This is a genomic window from Bradyrhizobium sp. USDA 376 (assembly GCF_054063675.1).
In genome coordinates, this window is record NZ_JBSSGN010000001.1 from 1,254,094 (window position 1) to 1,271,546 (window position 17,453).

Annotated in this window: 16 protein-coding genes; 7 read left to right on the top strand and 9 right to left on the bottom strand. The window is 66.5% G+C overall.

Annotated elements, in window-relative coordinates:
- Positions 1–8: 8 nt before the first annotated feature.
- Positions 9–875: a S1C family serine protease gene (locus tag ACVJ19_RS05745; RefSeq protein WP_453949873.1), complete on the top strand. Its 867-nt coding sequence runs from the start codon at positions 9–11 to the stop codon at positions 873–875.
- Positions 872–1,243: a response regulator transcription factor gene (locus ACVJ19_RS05750; protein WP_453949872.1), complete on the top strand. Its 372-nt coding sequence runs from the start codon at positions 872–874 to the stop codon at positions 1,241–1,243. The genes ACVJ19_RS05745 and ACVJ19_RS05750 overlap by 4 nt, the downstream gene beginning before the upstream one ends.
- Positions 1,244–1,253: 10 nt before the next feature.
- On the opposite strand, the gene ACVJ19_RS05755 is transcribed toward ACVJ19_RS05750, so the two are convergent.
- From ACVJ19_RS05755 to ACVJ19_RS05775, 5 genes are all read right to left on the bottom strand, one after another.
- Positions 1,254–2,495, bottom strand: coding sequence for an amidohydrolase family protein (locus tag ACVJ19_RS05755; protein WP_453949871.1), 1,242 nt, complete (start codon positions 2,493–2,495; stop codon positions 1,254–1,256).
- A 29-nt stretch (positions 2,496–2,524) separates the two neighbouring features.
- The gene (locus ACVJ19_RS05760) at positions 2,525–3,607 is read right to left on the bottom strand and encodes a sensor histidine kinase (RefSeq protein ID WP_453949870.1); all 1,083 of its coding nucleotides are present in this window, start codon (positions 3,605–3,607) and stop codon (positions 2,525–2,527) included.
- Positions 3,594–4,286 (bottom strand): response regulator transcription factor, encoded by a 693-nt coding sequence (locus ACVJ19_RS05765; RefSeq protein WP_453949869.1) that lies wholly within the window; start codon positions 4,284–4,286, stop codon positions 3,594–3,596. Before ACVJ19_RS05765 ends, ACVJ19_RS05760 begins: the two co-directional genes overlap by 14 nt.
- A 97-nt stretch (positions 4,287–4,383) precedes the next feature.
- The gene (locus tag ACVJ19_RS05770; RefSeq protein WP_453949867.1) at positions 4,384–4,917 is read right to left on the bottom strand and encodes a hypothetical protein; all 534 of its coding nucleotides are present in this window, start codon (positions 4,915–4,917) and stop codon (positions 4,384–4,386) included.
- Between the two features lie 350 nt (positions 4,918–5,267).
- Positions 5,268–7,604, bottom strand: a complete 2,337-nt coding sequence (locus ACVJ19_RS05775; RefSeq protein WP_453949866.1) for a Tex family protein — start codon at positions 7,602–7,604, stop codon at positions 5,268–5,270.
- A gap of 420 nt (positions 7,605–8,024) precedes the next feature.
- Between ACVJ19_RS05775 and atzD the strand changes: the two genes are divergently transcribed.
- On the top strand, positions 8,025–9,134 hold the full coding sequence (gene atzD / locus ACVJ19_RS05780; protein ID WP_453949865.1) for a cyanuric acid amidohydrolase: 1,110 nt from the start codon (positions 8,025–8,027) through the stop codon (positions 9,132–9,134).
- Between the two features lie 128 nt (positions 9,135–9,262).
- Positions 9,263–10,732 carry an amidase gene (locus ACVJ19_RS05785; RefSeq protein ID WP_453949864.1) on the top strand — a complete coding sequence of 490 codons (1,470 nt, stop codon included), beginning with the start codon at positions 9,263–9,265 and terminating at the stop codon, positions 10,730–10,732.
- A 191-nt stretch (positions 10,733–10,923) separates the two neighbouring features.
- On the opposite strand, the gene ACVJ19_RS05790 is transcribed toward ACVJ19_RS05785, so the two are convergent.
- Complete coding sequence (locus ACVJ19_RS05790) at positions 10,924–11,241, bottom strand: hypothetical protein (protein ID WP_453949863.1); 318 nt, start codon at positions 11,239–11,241, stop codon at positions 10,924–10,926.
- A gap of 152 nt (positions 11,242–11,393) precedes the next feature.
- Here ACVJ19_RS05790 and ACVJ19_RS05795 point away from each other — a divergent pair, with 152 nt between their 5' ends.
- Together ACVJ19_RS05795 and ACVJ19_RS05800 are read left to right on the top strand one after the other, a co-directional pair.
- Positions 11,394–12,302 (top strand): PaaI family thioesterase, encoded by a 909-nt coding sequence (locus ACVJ19_RS05795; RefSeq protein WP_453949862.1) that lies wholly within the window; start codon positions 11,394–11,396, stop codon positions 12,300–12,302.
- 68 nt (positions 12,303–12,370) lie between these two features.
- Positions 12,371–12,736 (top strand): hypothetical protein, encoded by a 366-nt coding sequence (locus tag ACVJ19_RS05800; protein ID WP_453949861.1) that lies wholly within the window; start codon positions 12,371–12,373, stop codon positions 12,734–12,736.
- On the opposite strand, the gene poxB is transcribed toward ACVJ19_RS05800, so the two are convergent.
- From poxB to ACVJ19_RS05815, 3 genes are all read right to left on the bottom strand, one after another.
- On the bottom strand, positions 12,733–14,469 hold the full coding sequence (gene poxB / locus ACVJ19_RS05805; RefSeq protein ID WP_453949860.1) for a ubiquinone-dependent pyruvate dehydrogenase: 1,737 nt from the start codon (positions 14,467–14,469) through the stop codon (positions 12,733–12,735). The two genes, ACVJ19_RS05800 and poxB, sit on opposite strands and share 4 nt — an antisense overlap.
- 80 nt (positions 14,470–14,549) lie before the next feature.
- A complete protein-coding gene (locus tag ACVJ19_RS05810; protein ID WP_453949859.1) occupies positions 14,550–15,182 on the bottom strand; it encodes a 2-dehydro-3-deoxy-6-phosphogalactonate aldolase in 633 nt (210 codons plus the stop codon).
- A gap of 13 nt (positions 15,183–15,195) precedes the next feature.
- Positions 15,196–16,110: a 2-dehydro-3-deoxygalactonokinase gene (locus ACVJ19_RS05815; RefSeq protein ID WP_453955137.1), complete on the bottom strand. Its 915-nt coding sequence runs from the start codon at positions 16,108–16,110 to the stop codon at positions 15,196–15,198.
- A 212-nt stretch (positions 16,111–16,322) separates the two neighbouring features.
- On the opposite strand from ACVJ19_RS05815, the gene ACVJ19_RS05820 reads away from it, so the two are divergent.
- A complete protein-coding gene (locus tag ACVJ19_RS05820; protein ID WP_453949858.1) occupies positions 16,323–17,420 on the top strand; it encodes an LLM class flavin-dependent oxidoreductase in 1,098 nt (365 codons plus the stop codon).
- Positions 17,421–17,453: the final 33 nt, after the last annotated feature.

The following is a 17,453-nucleotide window of genomic DNA, read 5'->3' on the forward strand; positions in this document are numbered from 1 at the left end:
AGCCCGCCATGACCGATCTCAGTCCCCTGTCCTCGCTGTCGTCCGCGCTCGCGGAGTTGGTGGCGCGCACCGCGCCGTCCGTCGTCTCCGTGCATTCGCATCGCTCCCGCTCAACCGGCTTCGTCTGGAAGAGCGGCCTGATCGTCACCGCCGACGAGGCACTGGCCGACGAGGGCGAGATCGAGATCGGCCTCGCCGACGGTAGCCGGGTCGCCGCCACGATTGCCGGCCGCGACCACACGACCGACATCGCGCTGCTGCGCGCTGACACCGCGCTCGCGCCGGTCAAGCTTGCTGCCACAGTCCCGCCGCTCGGCGCGTTGTCGATCGTGGTCGCCACCCATCGCGAGACGCCGAGCGCCGCGCTCGGAATGGTATCGGCATCCGGCAAGAGCTGGCGCTCCCTGCGCGGCGGCGACATCGATGCCCGGATCGAGCTCGACGTCCGCCTGCGCCCAAGCCAGGAGGGCGGCCTGGCGCTCGACGCGTCGGGCGACGCCTTCGGCATGGCCGTGCTCGGACCGCGGCGCGTGCTCGTCATCCCGACGGCGACGATCGAGCGCGTCGCGCCGCAGCTCGAGGCGCGCGGCCGCATCGCCCGCGGATATCTCGGCCTCGGCCTCCAGCCGGTGCGGCTTGACGACGGCATCGGCGCGATGGTGATGAGTGTCGACAAGGCCGGTCCTTCCGCCGCGGCCGGCATCCGCCAGGGCGACGTGATCGTGGCCGTCAACGACCAGAAACTGTCGGGCGTGCGCGCGCTGTCGCGGACGCTGGGTCCTGCCAGCGTCGGCGCCGTGGTCGATGTCGCGGTGCGCCGCGGCGGCGAGCCGGTCAGCTTCAAGGTCACGGTTGGCGAGAGGCCGGAGGCGTGAGCGGGGACAAGACAGCCGAGATCGTATTGTCGCTGGAGATCGACGATCCTGCGCTCGCCGATCGCCTGACGGCGCTGCTCGGCAATGTCACCGGGATTCGCCTCGCCGGGCCCGGTGAGCAGGCCGCGGCGACGGTCGTCGCCCGCGATCCCCGCAGCATGCCTGAGGACATCGCGCTGACGCAGCGCGAGCTCGACGTGCTGGCGCTGATGGCCGAGGGCGCGTCCAACAAGATGATCGCGCGTCAGCTCGGAATCTCCGTGCACACCGTGAAATTCCACGTCGGCTCGCTGCTCGACAAGCTGGATGCCACCGGCCGCACCGATGCGGTGGCGCATGCGGCGCGCCGCGGCGTGATCGAGCTCTGAGCGGTGTGGATCAATCGGCGGTGGCAATCTGCGCCAGCGCGCGCATGCGGTCGGTGTCGACGACGCGGCCGTGGCTGATGACGACACGCGGGGGGCTGTGGAAACGCAGCGCCTCGGTGACGTCGCCCTGCTCGAGGATGACGAGATTGGCCGCGCAGCCGAGCCCGAGGCCGTAGCGCTCCAGATTCATCGCCGTCGCTGCGCGCGTGGTGATCATGTCGTAAAGCGTCTCGAACTCGCTCTTCCCGGTCATCCACAACAGATGCGAGGCGAGGAACGCCACTTCCAGCATGTTGTTGCGGCCGAGCGGATAATAGGCGTCGGAAATGTCGTCCTGACCGAGGCAGACATTGATCTCGGCTGCGAGGAGCTCCTTCACACGCGCATGCAGCGGGCCGGTGTGGGGGTTGCTGACGACACTGACGCGGGCGCTCCCGAGCAGCGCCGTCAATTCACGGAAATAGTTGTCGGGGTAGAGCGCCATCGCCCGGCAGTGATGGGCGAGCGCTCGGCCCTCGGCGCCGCGGGCGATCACCGCGCGCGCCATCATGTCCAGCGTACGCATATTGGCGTCGCCGACGTCGTCCAGCAGCATCGAGATTTCGGCCCCATGCTCGGCCGCAAGGTCGAAGCAGAACGCGACATGGCGGCGCATGTCCTCTTCATCGACCTCGATCCAGGGGATGCCGCCGACGACGTCGGCGCCTAGCGTCATCGCCTTGCGCATCAGGTCGTCTGCGCCGGGCTCGCGAAACAGGCCGTCCTGCGGGAACGCCACGACCTGGATATCGACGATGCCGCGAAACTCCTCGCGGATGGCGAGCAATGACTTGACGCCTTCGAGCCGGGCCTTGGTGTCGACATCGGCGAACGCGCGAATGTGGAGATTGCCGTGGAGCGCGGCGAGCGCCACCGCGCGCCGCGCGTTCGGGACGATCCAGGACACGTCGTAATTGTTCTTCACCACCGCGGCGAGCTCGACGGCCTTCGCCGCCTCGCTCATGCCGCCGCCCTGATAGGCCTCCAGTGCCGCCTCCGACATCATCGGCAGAGTCCAGACCTTGCAGAGATGCAAATGCGGATTGACGAAAGCGGGCGTGACCAGGCCGCCTTTGGCATCGACGAAGGATTGGGCGCCGGTCTCCAGCCGGCTGCCGATCGCGGTGATCACGCCATCGGTGATCCCTATGTCGACGATCTCGCGGCTACGCGTGCAGGCGTTGGTGATGACGAGGTCTGGCAGGCGGGACATTGCAGGACTTCCACTCGATACCAGGGCGATCATGCAAGTTGGGTGCCGGTATGCGGAAACCGGAGCTGGACGGTCAGGCCCGGCGCATTGTCATGCAGCGCAATCTCGGCGCCATGAAGGCGCGCGACGGCGGCGACGAGGCTGAGGCCGAGGCCGTTGCCCGGCGTGTAGCGGCTCTGCTCCAGCCGGTAGAAGCGCTTGAAGACGTGATCGCGCACCTCGGTGGGAATGCCCGGTCCGTCGTCGGCGATCGCGATCACCGAGCCGCCATCGGCACTGCGGCAGGTCACCGTCACCTGCCCGCCCTTGCGGCCGTGCTTGATCGCGTTGTCGACGAGATTGGCGACGGCGTCGAACAGGAGGTCGCGGTCGCCGGTGATCGCCACCTCGCGGTCGCCATCGAGACTGAGGCGGGTTGCGACCTGCTCGGCGGCGGCGTCGTAGAGCTCGACGACCTCGCCGGCGATTTCGGTCAGGTTCAGCACGCGAAAGGCGCTCCGGCGCGCGCGGGTCTCGATCTCCGAGATCCGCGTGATGGAGGCGAACATGCCGAGCACGGCGTCGAGATCGGCGATGGTGTCGCCGATCAGCGCCGCATCGGCCTCGCTGTTGCGCGGGGTATGATAGGCCTTCTCCAGCCGGCCGCGCATGCGCGTCAGCGGCGTGCGCAGATCGTGGGCGACATTGTCGCTGACCTGCTTGACCTCGCCCATCAGCGTCTCGATGCGATCGAGCATCTGATTGAGGTTTTCGGCGACGCGGTCCCACTCGTCGTTGCTGCCGCGCAAGGGAATGCGCTGGTCGAGGCCGGAAAGCATGATGGCGCGGCTGGTGGCGTTGATCTGTTCGATCCTCCCGACCGTACGCCGCGTCACGAGCACGGCGGCGAGCCCGGCGAGCACCAGCAGAAGCACGGCGACCGCAGCCATCGCGAGCCCGATCATGTCCCTGAAGCCGTCGTGATCGCCGGCATTGCCGAGCTTGCTCTCGACATAGGCCAGCGTTCCGAAATAGACGTAGGCCATGATTGCCGCGACGATCAGCCCGAATGCCGCGATCGCCATCAGCGCCAGGCGGAAGGTCGAGGAGCGGAGCGTCTTAGCCAGGAGCACGGAGGCAATATCCGATGCCGCGGATGGTGTGGATCAGCGGATAGGCCTGGGCATCGTCGACCTTGCGGCGGACGCGGCCGACATAGACGTCGATGATGTTGGTGGAGGGATCGAAATGCAGGTCCCAGACATGCTGGAGCAGCATCGCGCGGGAGACGACGCGGCCCTCGTTGCGGACGAGATATTCGAGCAGCTGGAATTCCCGCGGCAGCAGCGGAATCTTGCGGCCGCGGCGGGAGGCGCTGCGTGCGATCAGGTCGATGGCGAGATCGCCGACGCGCAGGATCGTTTCCTTGGCGATGGTGTCGCTGCGACGGCCAAGGGCCTCCAGCCGCGCCAGCAATTCGGTGAAGGAGAACGGCTTGACGAGATAATCGTCGCCGCCGGCGCGCAGGCCGCGGACACGGTCGTCGACCTCGCCGAGCGCGGAGATGATCAGGAACGGCGCGGCGATGCCGTCGTCGCGCAATTGGCGCATCACGGTGATGCCGTCGATGTCGGGCAGCATGCGGTCGATCGTGATCACGGCATAGTCGCGCGCGACGCCGTGGCTCAGGGCTTCGCGCCCGGTGGCGGCGAGATCGACGTCATAGCCCGAGGTCGTCAGCTCCTCGACGAGCTGGCCTGCGGTTTCCGGATCGTCCTCGACGACCAGGATGCGGCGGTGACCTCCGGTCATGCAAAACTCCGCGCGACGATCGCCACCAGACTATCCCGTTCCGGGGCTGAGCGGAACTGCCCGATGGCGATCGCGACAATGGTGCGGTACGGCGATGCTAGTACCAACTGTCTCCGCACACATTGACCCATTGCCATCCATAGGGCGTCCAGCCCCTGCGCCAGCAGCCGTCATCGTAATAGTTGTAATAATTGGCATAGAGGAACGGCGCACCGACGAAGGCGAACCGGTTGAAGCGGTGACGGTGGAAGAAGGCATGGCGGCCAATGAACGGCCTGCCGTGCCAGCCCGGGCCAGCAAACCGCGGGCCGAAAGCGGCACGGGTCGCTAATGGTGCACCGGCAAAGCGCGGCCCAATGGCAGCACGGGCGGCCATTGGCGAACCGACGAAGCGGGCACCACCGAAACGAGCACCGCCCATGCCGCCAAATCGCATGCCCCCGCCACCCATGCCGCCACCACCGACATGCATGCCGCCACCACCGAAGTGGCCACCGCCGCCATGGCCACCGCCGCCGAAGCCGCCGTGACCTCCGCCCCCCATGCCGCCACGGGCGAGCACTGGTGAAGCGAGCGCCATCACTGCGGCGACCGTCACCGCAGTGAGGCCTTTGAGAAGCCTGTTGTCCATCGAAGCATCCTCCGTGCTGCGCGGCGGTATTTCTGCCGCGTCAGAAGGATCAGATGAGAGGAAGGGACAGCCACCTTCAACTTACAAACGCGCCAGATTCTGACGCGGAAGTTAGGGAGGGCACGCTCTCTCGCTCCCTCTCCCCGTTCTTACGGGGCCGCGACGAGCTTCGCTCGCGCTGAGAGGGTGGGGTGAGGGGCTGTCTCCGCGAACACGGTTTGAATGAAGGACAGAACAAGTCGGATTGACTTCTAGCTCGGCAACATAGTGCCCTGCCCCTCACCCGGAATCCGCGCTGCGCGCGAATTCCGACCTCTCCCCGCAAAGAGCGGGGAGAGGTAAGAGACGTCTCACGCCCGCTTGCCGTTGTTCTTCTCGGCCGCGCGGCGCATGGCCTCGGCAAGCGCGCCGCCGCCGGAGGATTCTTGCTTGCGCGGCGCCGACGAGGTCATGCGGGACGGATTGCGCTGGCCGTTGTCGCGCTGCATGCCGGGGGCGTCCTTCTTGGCGCCGACCTCGTCGTCGAGGCGCAGCGTCAGCGAGATGCGCTTGCGGGCGACCTCGAAGTCCAGCACCTTCACCTTGACGATGTCGCCGGGCTTCACCACCTCGCGCGGATCCTTGATGAAATTCTTCGACATTGCCGAGATGTGGACGAGGCCGTCCTGATGCACGCCGATGTCGACGAAGGCGCCGAAGGCGGCGACGTTGGTCACGGTGCCCTCGAGGATCATGCCCTTCTTGAGATCCTTGATCTCCTCGACGCCCTCCTTGAACACGGCGGCCTTGAATGCGGGTCGCGGGTCGCGGCCGGGCTTTTCCAATTCGCGCAGGATGTCCGTCACGGTCGGCAGACCGAAGGTCTCGTCGACGAAATCCTTCGGCCTCAAGGTGCGCACGATCTCGCTGCTGCCGATCAGCGCCTTGATGTCGCTCTTGGTGGCCTCGAGAATCCGCCGCACCACCGGATAGGCTTCCGGATGCACGCCGGAAGCATCGAGTGGATCCTCGCCGCCGAGGATGCGCAAAAAGCCCGCGCACTGCTCGAACGCCTTGGGACCGAGCCGCGGCACGTCCTTGAGCGCCTTGCGCGACTTGAACGGGCCATTGGCGTCGCGATGCGCCACGATGCTCGCGGCAAGGCCCGAGCCGACGCCCGACACGCGGGCGAGCAGCGGCGCGGAGGCGGTGTTGACGTCGACGCCGACCGCGTTCACGCAATCCTCGACCACGGCATCGAGCGATTTTGCGAGCTTGGCCTGGCCGAGGTCGTGCTGATACTGCCCGACGCCGATCGCCTTGGGCTCGATCTTGACGAGCTCGGCGAGCGGATCCTGCAGGCGCCGTGCGATCGAGACCGCGCCGCGCAGGGTGACGTCGAGGCCGGGCAATTCCTCCGAGGCAAAGGCCGAGGCCGAATAGACCGACGCGCCGGCTTCCGACACCACGATCTTGTTCATCTTCAGTTCGGCCAGGCCCTTGACGAGATCGCCTGCGAGCTTGTCGGTTTCGCGCGAGGCCGTGCCGTTGCCGATCGCGATCAACTCGACCCGATGCTTCAGCGCAAGCTTGCCGAGGATCGCGAGCGCCTCGTTCCACTGCCGCTGCGGCTCGTGCGGATAGATCACGGCGGTATCGACCACCTTGCCGGTGGCATCGGTGACCGCGACCTTGACGCCGGTGCGGTAGCCGGGGTCGAGCCCCATGGTGGCGCGGGTGCCAGCGGGCGCCGCCAGCAACAGGTCGCGCAAATTCGAGGCGAACACGCGCACGGCCTCGGTCTCGGCCGCGTTCCACAGCCGCATCCGCAAATCGATGTTGAGATGCACCTGGATCTTGGTGCGCCAGGCCCAGCGCACGGTGTCGATCAGCCAGCGGTCGCCGGCACGCTTGAGGTCGGCGATACCGAAGCGCTTCATGATCTTGAGTTCATAGGCGCTGGGCACGCCCGGCGGCGGCGCCTCAGTCTCGGGCTGAATTTGCAGGTCGAGAATTTCTTCCTTCTCGCCGCGGAACATCGCGAGGATGCGGTGCGACGGCAGCCTGGTCAGCGGCTCCGAGAAATCGAAATAGTCGGCGAATTTTTCGCCCTCGGTCTTCTTGCCGTCGCGCACCTTGGAGGCCATGCGCGCATTGGTCCACATCTCCTCACGCAGCGCGCCGATCAGGTCGGCGTCCTCGTCGAAGCGTTCGACCAGGATGGCGCGGGCGCCGTCGAGCGCGGCGGCAGCATCGGCCACGCCCTTCTCGGCGTTGATGAAGCCTTCCGCCACGACCTTCGGATCGTTGCCGGGCTCGGCGATGAGCTGATTGGCGAGCGGCTCGAGGCCGGCCTCCTTGGCGATCTCGGCCTTGGTGCGGCGCTTGGGCTTGAACGGCAGATAGATGTCTTCCAGGCGCGCCTTGCTGTCGGCGGCCATGATGGTGGCTTCCAGCGCGGCGTCGAGCTTGCCCTGTTCGCGGACCGATTCGAGGATGGCCTTGCGGCGGTCTTCGAGCTCGCGCAGGTAGACTAGGCGCTCCTCCAGGGTGCGCAATTGCGCGTCGTCGAGCGCACCGGTCGCTTCCTTGCGGTAGCGGGCGATGAAGGGAACCGTGGCGCCGCCGTCGAGCAACGTCACCGTCGCCTCGACCTGCTCTGCCCGAACCCCAAGCTCCTGCGCAATTTTCTGGTTGATATTTGCCACGCGAGAATCCCTCTATCCAAGCACGCGACGCGGGGGCGAACCACCGACCGCGGGACGCCGCTTATGGACCAACCGAGGTTGATTCATCAAGGTGCGGCGCGCAACCGTCGACAGAGGATTTTTTGCTGGATCGATGCGATCTCGCCACAATCGTGGGGCGGCGAAGGCTTCTCTCTCGCGTCGCGGCAGACCAAATAGCCGACCCGTCATCCTGAGGTGCGAGCCGCGCGGCGCAACGCGACGCGTGGGGAACCTCGAAGGATGAACGGCCCGCATGCAGCCGGGCCGTCGCCCTTCGAGGCTCGCCGAAGAGGCGAGCACCTCAGGGTGACGGTCAGAGATGAGCGCTTGCGGCTTGACACCAGCCCCGTGTTCCGCACCTGTTCATCTGCCGGGCCACCGAATTCCAAGGACCAGTCAATGCGTACAACATCGGTCGGCGTCTTCAAAATCGCCACCACGGGCCCCGGCGACGTCTCCGGCCTCATGGCCATGATCGGCTCCGGCGCGATCGACCCGAAGTCGATCCTCGCCATCCTCGGCAAGACCGAGGGCAATGGCGGCGTCAACGATTTTACCCGGGAGTACGCGGTCGCAGCGCTATGCGCAGCGCTGGCACCAAAGCTCGGCCTGTCGCCGGAGGCGGTCGAGCAGCGCATCGCTTTCGTGATGTCGGGCGGCACCGAAGGCGTGCTCAGCCCGCACATCACGGTGTTCACGCGCCGCGAGGCCGAGCGCCCGGCCGGCCTGTCCGGCAAGCGCCTGAGCATCGGCATGGCGCACACGCGGGATTTCCTGCCCGAAGAGCTTGGGCGCTCCGCGCAGATCACGGAGACGGCCAAGGCCGTGAAGGCCGCGATGGCGGACGCCGGCATCACTGAGCCCGCCGACGTCCATTTCGTGCAGATCAAGTGCCCGCTGCTGACCAGCGAGCGCGTCGCGGCGGCAAACGCGCGCGGCAACAAGACGGCGACGACGAGCTCTTACAGCTCGATGGCCTATTCGCGCGGCGCCTCCGCGCTCGGGGTCGCGGTCGCGCTCGGCGAAATCAACGCCGATGTCCGCGACGAGGACGTGCTGCGGCGCTACGACCTGTTCTCGAACGTCGCCTCGACCTCATCGGGGATCGAGCTGATGCATAATGTCGTCATCGTGCTCGGCAACTCGGCGGCCTCAGCGAGCGAGTTCGAGATCGGACATGCCGTGATGAACGACGCGATCGACGCCCCGGCGGTGATGTCGGCGTTGAACAGCGTCGGGCTTGGCGCGGCGCCGCAAGCCAGCGCGGGCCGCGCGCTGGTCAACATCTTCGCCAAGGCGGAAGCCTCGCCTGACGGCAGCGTGCGCGGCTTTCGCCACACCATGCTCGAAGACACCGACATCAGCTCGACGCGCCACGCCCGCGCTGCGGTCGGCGGCCTGATCGCGGGCCTCGCCGGCACCGGCGCGGTCTACGTGTCCGGCGGCGCCGAGCATCAGGGGCCGGCCGGCGGCGGCCCGGTTGCGGCGATCGCGCGACTGTCGGCTTGATAGAGCCGGCACCCCCGGCCCGTCCGACCTGTCCGCCCGGCGCAACCCTGCCCCTCGCGCCGGCTCAGTTGATTCACGCGGGCCGTTGCGAAAAAGGTGACGCCGCTACCCGAGAGGATTTTGACTTCATGACTTTGCCGATGAGCTGGAATGAATGGGCGCAGCACGATGGCGTGGCGCTGGCGGCACGCGTCCGCAAGGGCGAGCTGACGGCGAAGGAATTGGCCCGCCAGGCCGCCGCCGGCGTCGCCAAGGTCAATCCGGCGCTGTCGGGCGTGGTCGAGCTGTTCGAGGACGTGATCGCCGATCCCGCCAAGGACGGGGCCAATCTCGCCGGTCCCTTCGCCGGCCTGCCCTTCCTGATGAAGGATCTCGGACCGACCATGAAGGGCCGGCTCCAGGAGATGGGCTCGCTGTTGATGCGCGGCAATCGCGCCGCGGCCGATACGTTCCTCACCGGCAAATTCCGCCAGGCGGGGCTCAACCTGATCGGGCGCACCACGACGCCGGAATTCGGCGTCTGCAGCTCGGCCGACAATCCCGCCGTCTATGTCACCCGCAATCCCTGGAATACCGACTACACCACCTGCGGCTCGTCGGCGGGCAGCGCCGCGATGGTCGCCGCCGGCGTGGTGCCGATCGCGCATGCGACCGACGGCGGCGGCTCGATCCGCATTCCCGCCGGCGTCAACGGCAATATCGGGCTGAAGGTCTCGCGCGGCGTGTTCTCGCTTGCGCCGCACATGTCGGACCTCACCGGCCTTGTCTCGATCCAGGGCTGCCAGTCGCGCTCGGTGCGCGATACCGCCGCATTCGTCGATCACGCGCGCGGGCCTGCGCCCGGCGAGTTCATGCCGTTCTGGACCACGGCGCAGCCTTATTCCGAAATGATCAAGCGCGATCCGACAAAACTTCGCATCGCGCTGTCGCATACATGGGGCGATTACACCGCGACGCCCGAGCTCGCCGCCGAGCTGGAGAAGACCGGCCGCTTCCTCGAAGGCCTCGGCCATCACGTCGACTACGCGCTGCCCGAGCTCGACTTCCGCGCGGCCTTCGCGGCGCAGACCACCTGCTACATCTCGAATTTCGCGGTGGTGATCTCCAACATGCTCGCCGCGCGCGGGTTAGAGAAGCCGCCGGAAGATCTGATCGAGCCCATGAACATCCGCATCTGGGAAGCCGGCCGCCACACCAGCTTCGCCGAGCGGGCGAAAATGCAAGGCGTGTTCAACACGACCTCGCGCGGCTTCGGCGCGTTCTTCGAGCAGTGGGACGTGATCCTGACGCCGATCACCGCGCTGCCGACGCCGAAGGTCGGCACGAGGGAATATCTCACTATCTCCGACAATCCCGACGTGCTCGACTGGTTCGGCAATCTCTGGCGCTTCTTCGCCTTCACGCCGCTCGCCAATCTCTGCGGCATGCCGGCAATCTCGATGCCGATGGCAACGCAGGATCACGGCCTGCCGCTCGGCATCCAGGCTATCGCAAAGCAGGCCAATGACGGCCTGCTGCTGCAGCTCGCCGCCCAGATCGAGCGCGCGCTCGACGGCAAGTGGAACGGCGGCAAGAAGCCGAAGGTGCATGTGAGCTGAGGCGAAGCTGTGTTCGCCTTGGACAAGCGTCCACGTCCCTGCGGCCATCCTTCGAGACGCCCGCTTTGCGGGCTCCTCAGGATGAGGTCTGATTTCGCGGCAAGATGTTAGACCCTCATGGTGAGGAGACCGCGAAGCGCGTCGTCTCGAACCATAAGGCCGAGCGCGCTAGCCAACTTCCAAAGCGGGACTCAGTTCTTCACCGCCGGAATCTCCTCCGTCGGCTGCTGCTGGCCCTGCTTGTACATCGCGAGCGCCTTGTCGAGCGCTTCGCGCAATGCCAGCGCCGCGGCGACGCTGCAGCGCAGATGCGCGGTCTGGACCACGTCGACCCTGACGGCGGCGCCGACCGGCATCAACAGGTTCGCGGCGAGCTCGATCTGGATCGCGCCATTGTGATGGCCGAAGCAGGATGCGCCGTCGAAATAGATGATCGGCGCCCGCTCCGAGCTCGAGGTCGAAATGGTGACGGGCCCCTGGGTGGTGCCGGGTGTTTCGGGGTCGGTCATGGGGCGCTCCTTGCGGGCATTGGACGAACGAAGCGCCCACCATCGTTGCTTTGGCCCGCCCTGTCGAGGCCAAACCGGCACCCGGCAGGTGTCCCGGGCGAGGCGCATTCTCAGGTTTTGCGCGGCGGCCGGCACTGGTCTAGAACATCGCCATGTCCACTGTACCTGCCACGCTCCCATTCGAGGAACTCGCCGAGACCATCAAGGGTCGCCGCTCCGACTACGGCCATATCAGCGGGCTCCAGCTCGACCGCTTCGCACCTAGCGAGGCCTGGTCCAGCCTGCCCTACCGTCCCGTCTTCGTCGGCGACACCGAGACCGGCGTTCTGCATGGCGGCGTCGTCACCGCGATGCTGGACGAGAGCTGCGGCATGGCGGTGCAACTTGCGCTCGACGGCACACGCGCGATCGCAACTCTCGATCTGCGTATCGACTACCAGAAGCCGGCGACGCCCGGCCTCGACATCAAGGCGCATTCGGTCTGCTACCGCACCACGCGCTCGATCGCCTTCGTGCGCTCCACTGCCTATCAGGAATCCGAGGACGATCCGGTCGCGACCGCGACCGCCTGCTTCATGATCGGCGCCAACCGCACCAACATGCTCGCCGACCGCCGGATGGATTCGCGCAGCATCCCGACGCTGGAGGCGCCTGAGGATCCGGATGGTCCATTCGCACGCAGCCCGTTCGCGCGCGCTCTCGGCATCCGCGTCAACGACGACGGCACGCTGACCATGCCGTTCTCGCCAAAAATCATCGGCAATCCGATCCTTCCCGCGATCCATGGCGGCATGACCGGCGCCTTCCTCGAGACCACGGCCATCATAGGGGTCGCGCGCGAGCTCGGCGCCGCCGCGCCGCCCAAGCCGATCGGACTCACTGTCAACTACCTACGCTCCGGCCGCGCGCTCGATACCTATGCCAACGTCTCGATCGTGAAGCAGGGCCGCCGCATCGTCGCCTTCGAGGCACGCGCCTGGCAGGACGATGCGGACAAGCCGATCGCCACCGCCTTCGGCCATTTCATGCTACGGCCGACGCCCGGAAGTGACGAGGAATAGACGTATTTTCCCTTGACGGAGGGGAACCGGGCCACAACGATAGCGCAGTTCCTGCGAAAGGTATTGGGTTGCGGCATCCGCTCGACATCATCGCCATGTTCGCCGCGCTCTGGCTGCTGGCGTCGATGGTGCTCGACGCGCTGACGCCGACGGAGCTGACGGCCGTCATGATCGGAATTGCGATCGGACCCGCAGTGATCGTTACCGCCGTGTTCTACTACCTTCGCTGCCCGCGCACTGACTTTGCGGTCATGTTCGCCGCCTTGTGGCTGATCTCGGACATCGCGATTGCATTCATCTCGCCGACACAGCTGCCGCATTTCCTCATCGTACTCGGCTTCGTCCCGGCGCTTATCATCGGCATCGTGCTGCACTGGCAACGCTTCCAGACCCGCCACGAGCGGCTGCCCGCCCCCTCTGTCAAACGCGGTTAGCGCGGCAGCAGGTTGGTTTTCGCGAGATCGAGCACCTCGTCGCCGCGGCCGTTCATCACCGCGCGCAGGACCCAGAGGCTAAAACCCTTGATCTGCTCGGGCGTGATGGTCGGCGGCATCGACAGCTCCTGCTTGGCGGTGACGACGTCGAGCAGTGCCGGGCCATTGTGCGCCAGCATCTCCTTCATCGCGCCCGGCAGCTCGCCGGGGTCCTCGACGCGCTTGGCAAAGATGCCCATTGCGCGCGCCATCGCCGCGAAGTCGGGGTTCTCCAGGTCGACATTGGTGTCGACGAAACCGGCCGCCTTCATCTCCAGCGCGACAAAGCCGAGCACGCCGTTGTTGAAGACGACGATTTTCACCGGCAGCTTCATCTGCGTCAGCGTGATCAGATCGCCCATCAGCATGGTGAAGCCGCCGTCGCCGGAGAGCGAGATCACCTGACGGCCGGGCTGGGCGGCCTGCGCGCCGATCGCCTGCGGCATGGCATTGGCCATCGAGCCGTGCACGAAGGAGCCGATCAGGCGGCGGCGGCCGTTCATGTCGAGATAGCGCGCGGCCCACACCGTCGGTGTGCCGACATCGGCGGTGAACACGGCATCGTCGGACGCGTGGTCGCTGATCACCGTTGCGAGATATTGCGGGTGGATCGGCTTGCTGCCGGGCGTGCCCTTCGCAAGCGAGTCGAGGCCTTCGCGCGCCTTCTTGTAGTGCGCGATGGCATCGTCGAGATGCCTGCGCTGCGTCTTGATCTTCAGCAGCGGCAGCAGCGCCTCGATGGTCAGCTTGACGTCGCCGACGAGGCCGAGGTCGATCTTGCAGCGGCGGCCGAGATTTTCCGGGCGGATGTCGATCTGCGCGACCTTCGCATCGGTCGGGAAGAATTGCTTGTAAGGGAAATCGGTGCCGAGCATCACCAGCGCGTCGCAGGCGTGCATGGCGGCATAGCCCGAGGAGAAGCCGATGAAGCCGGTCATGCCGACGTCGTAGGGGTTGTCGTATTCGACATGCTCCTTGCCGCCGAGCGCATGCACGATCGGACTCTTCAGCGCCTCGGCCAGCTGCATCAGCGGCGCATGCGCGCCGGCGCAGCCGCGGCCGCAGAACAAGGTGATGCGCTCGGCGCCGTTGAGGAGATCGGCCAGCGCCTTCAGCTCATCCGCCTGCGGCACCACCTTCGGCGCGGCGAGCGCGAGCCCGCGCGCTGTCGACAGCGCGCGCTTGGGCGGGCTGCGGAACGCGACGTCGCCGGGCATGGCGACGACGGCGACGCCGCGCAAGCCCACTGCCGCGCGGATGGCGTTCTCCAGCACGTAAGGAAGCTGGCTCGAATCCGAGACCAGCTCGCAATAATGGCTGCATTCGCGGAACAGGTTCTGCGGGTGGGTTTCCTGGAAATATCCGCCGCCTATCTCGGCCGTCGGAATCTGCGCCGCGATCGCCAGCACGGGAACGCGGCTGCGATGCGCGTCGAACAGGCCGTTGATCAGATGCAGATTGCCTGGACCGCAGGAGCCCGCGCACACCGCAAGGCTTCCCGTCATCTCGGCTTCACCGGCGGCCGCGAAGGCTGCGACCTCCTCGTGGCGGACATGGATCCATTCGATGGTGCCACGGCGACGCAACGCCTCGGTCAGAGCGTTCAGGCTGTCGCCGACGATGCCATAGATGCGCTTGACGCCGGCCTGTTCGAGCGTTGCCACGAACAGATCGGCCACGTTGTTGATCGCCATGTCGGTCTCCTGATCTCGCCGGTAGAGCAAGATAGGATAACGCGCGACCGTGACGCCATCACGGCTTGTTTATTGCCCGATCAGTCTTTCGCAATCGCCCGATCGTAGGCCGTGATCGTCGCCTTTGCGCGCGCTGCGACATCGGCCGCCGACATGCCGGGCTTGTAGAGGCTGGAGCCGAGCCCGAACGCCGTCACACCACCCTTGATGTACTCGGCAAAGTTCTGGTCGGAGACGCCGCCGACGGCGGCAATCATCACGCCCGCGGGCAACACGGCGCGGATCGCGGCGATGCCGGAGGCACCGAGCACACTCGCCGGAAAGAATTTCAGGCCCGATGCGCCGGAGCGCGCCGCGAGCAGCGCCTCGGTCGGCGAGAACACGCCCGGCAACGTCACCATGCCGTGCTGATGCGCGCGCGCCAGCACCTCGGTGTCGACATTCGGCGAGACCATCAGCTTGCCGCCGACATCGTTGAGACGATCGGCGTCTGCGGCGGTCAGCACCGTGCCGGCGCCGATCAGCACGCCGGCGGGTGCGAGCTTCACGGCAAGCCCGATCGAGCGGAACGGATCGGGCGAGTTCAAGGGGATCTCGATCGCGGTCATGCCGGCCTCGATCAGCACGCTGACGATGGCCTCGGTCTCTTCGGGCTTGACGCCGCGGAGGATCGCGACCAGCGGGCGCTGCATCGGCGGAAAGGGAACGCTCATCTCAAAAGTCCTTCTACTTCGTCCAGATCGCCGCAGCTGCCATCGACAGGCCACGGCGGACCGCTTCATCCGCATCGATCGGCTGCACGGTCACCGACAAGGCGTCGAAGGCGTGCCGGTACAGCGTTGCCAGACGACCTGAGGCAATCAGCGTGATGCCGGCTTTCGGCACAGTGCCGGAAAGCCCCGCCGCGAGCTCGGCGCCGATCAGCGTGCCCGACAACGTTTCGCGTGCCGCAGCCGGCGTGCCACCGAACAGCAGCTGCCGTGCCCGCGCGCCGAAGAGGAGATTGGCCGCGAAGGCCGGTGCCTCAAACGCAGCTTTCACAGCCGTCTTGAAGCTCGCAACGTCGTCGGCGTCATCAGCATTGGCAATCGCGAGCGACAGGATGGTCTCGCGCGAGACCACGCTGAAGAGCTCGCCGGTCATGAAGGTGGAAAACCGCACGACCGTGCCATCAGTCACGCGCACCCATTTCGAATGCGTGCCAGGCATGCAGACCAGCGCTTCGCCAGCAGCCTGAAGACCGAGCGCGCCAAGCAATTGCGTCTCCTCGCCGCGCATCACATCCGGCGCGCTCGCGTCGCGCTGCGCAATGCCGGGCAGGACGCGGATGTCGCGCGTCTCGCCCGGGACGCGCGCGGCCTGCTTGAGAATGGCGGCGAGCGGGGCCGGCGTGTCGACATAACCGGCCTCGACCCAGCCGTTCCTGGCGCCGGCCATGCCGCAAACGAGAACGGGCAGATCGGCTGGCGCCTCGACCGCGGCAAGATGCGATTGCAGCACGGCAGCGAAGCCAACCTTGGCCGCGGCCAGCATGCCCTCGCCGCTGCGGCGCTCCGCCAGCACCTGGCCGGAGCGATCAACCAGCCACAGGCGAAAACTGCTGGTGCCCCAGTCCACCGCAACATAGGCGGGTTCGGTCATCATATCCTCGTCTCACCGGCAAGACGCCGTCTCGCGACAATGAGACGGCGCCTTGGAAATCTGCCCCGGGGATATCGGCTATTGCGGCCGCAAACCAGCCTTTTCTCGCAGGTCTGAGGCGCGAGGCACCCTGGCACACCGCTTGCTCAAGCGTTTCCACTTACATCCGTGAACCGCGCAACAAGACGCGTCAATTATGGAGAGGAAACCCCATGGAGATCGGCTATTTCACGATGCCTTCGCATCCGCCGGAGTGCGGCCTGAAGGAAGGAAACGACTGGGACCTGCAGGTGATGCGCTGGCTCGACGAGCTCGGCTACCAGGAGGCCTGGGTCGGCGAGCACCACACCGCCCCCTGGGAACCCAATCCCACACCGGACCTGCTGATCGCACAGGCGCTGATGCAGACCGAGCGCCTGCGCATCGGGCCGGGCGGCTTCCTCTTGCCCTATCATCACCCGGCCGAGCTCGCCAACCGCGTCGCGATGCTCGACCACATGTCCGAGGGCCGACTCAATTTCGGCGTCGCGGCGTCGGGGCTGCCGAGCGACTGGGCGATGTTCAACGTCGACGGCATGAGTGGCCAGAACCGCGACATGACGCGCGAGGCGCTGGAGATCATCCTGAAGCTTTGGTCCGATCCTGCGCCCTTCACCTACAAGGGAAAATTCTGGACGGTGACCAAGCCGGACACGATGTTCGACTTCCTCAAGCCCCACATCAAGCCGCTGCAGGCGCCGCATCCGCCGATCGGCGTTGCGGGTCTGTCGAAGAACTCGGACACCCTGAAGCTCGCCGGCGAGCGCGGCTTCATCCCGATGAGCCTCAACCTCAATCCGGCCTATGTCGGCAGCCATTGGGACTCGGTCGAGATCGGCGCGGCCAAGACCGGTCGCAAGCCGAACCGGCAGGACTGGCGGCTGGTGCGCGAGGTGTTCGTCGCCGACACCGACGAGGAGGCCTGGAAGCTGTCGACCGGCGACATGATGGGCCGGATGATGCACGAGTACTTCCTGCCGCTGCTCGGCCATTTCGGCTTCAAGGATTATCTGAAGCACGCGCCTGACGTGCCCGACAGCGACGTCACGGTCGAATATTGCGCCAAGCGGAACTGGATCGTCGGCTCGCCGGCGACGGTCGCCGAGAAGATCGAGAAAATCTACGACGAAGTCGGCGGTTTCGGCGTGCTGCTGGTGTTCGGCTTCGACTACAAGCACAAGGCCGAGGCCTGGCACCACTCGCTCTCGCTGCTGAAGAACGAGGTGATGCCGCGTTTGACGCATCTCGGCTCCGCGAAGAAGGCGGCTTGACCCGATACGGGTGCGGCGCGATCGTGTCGCACC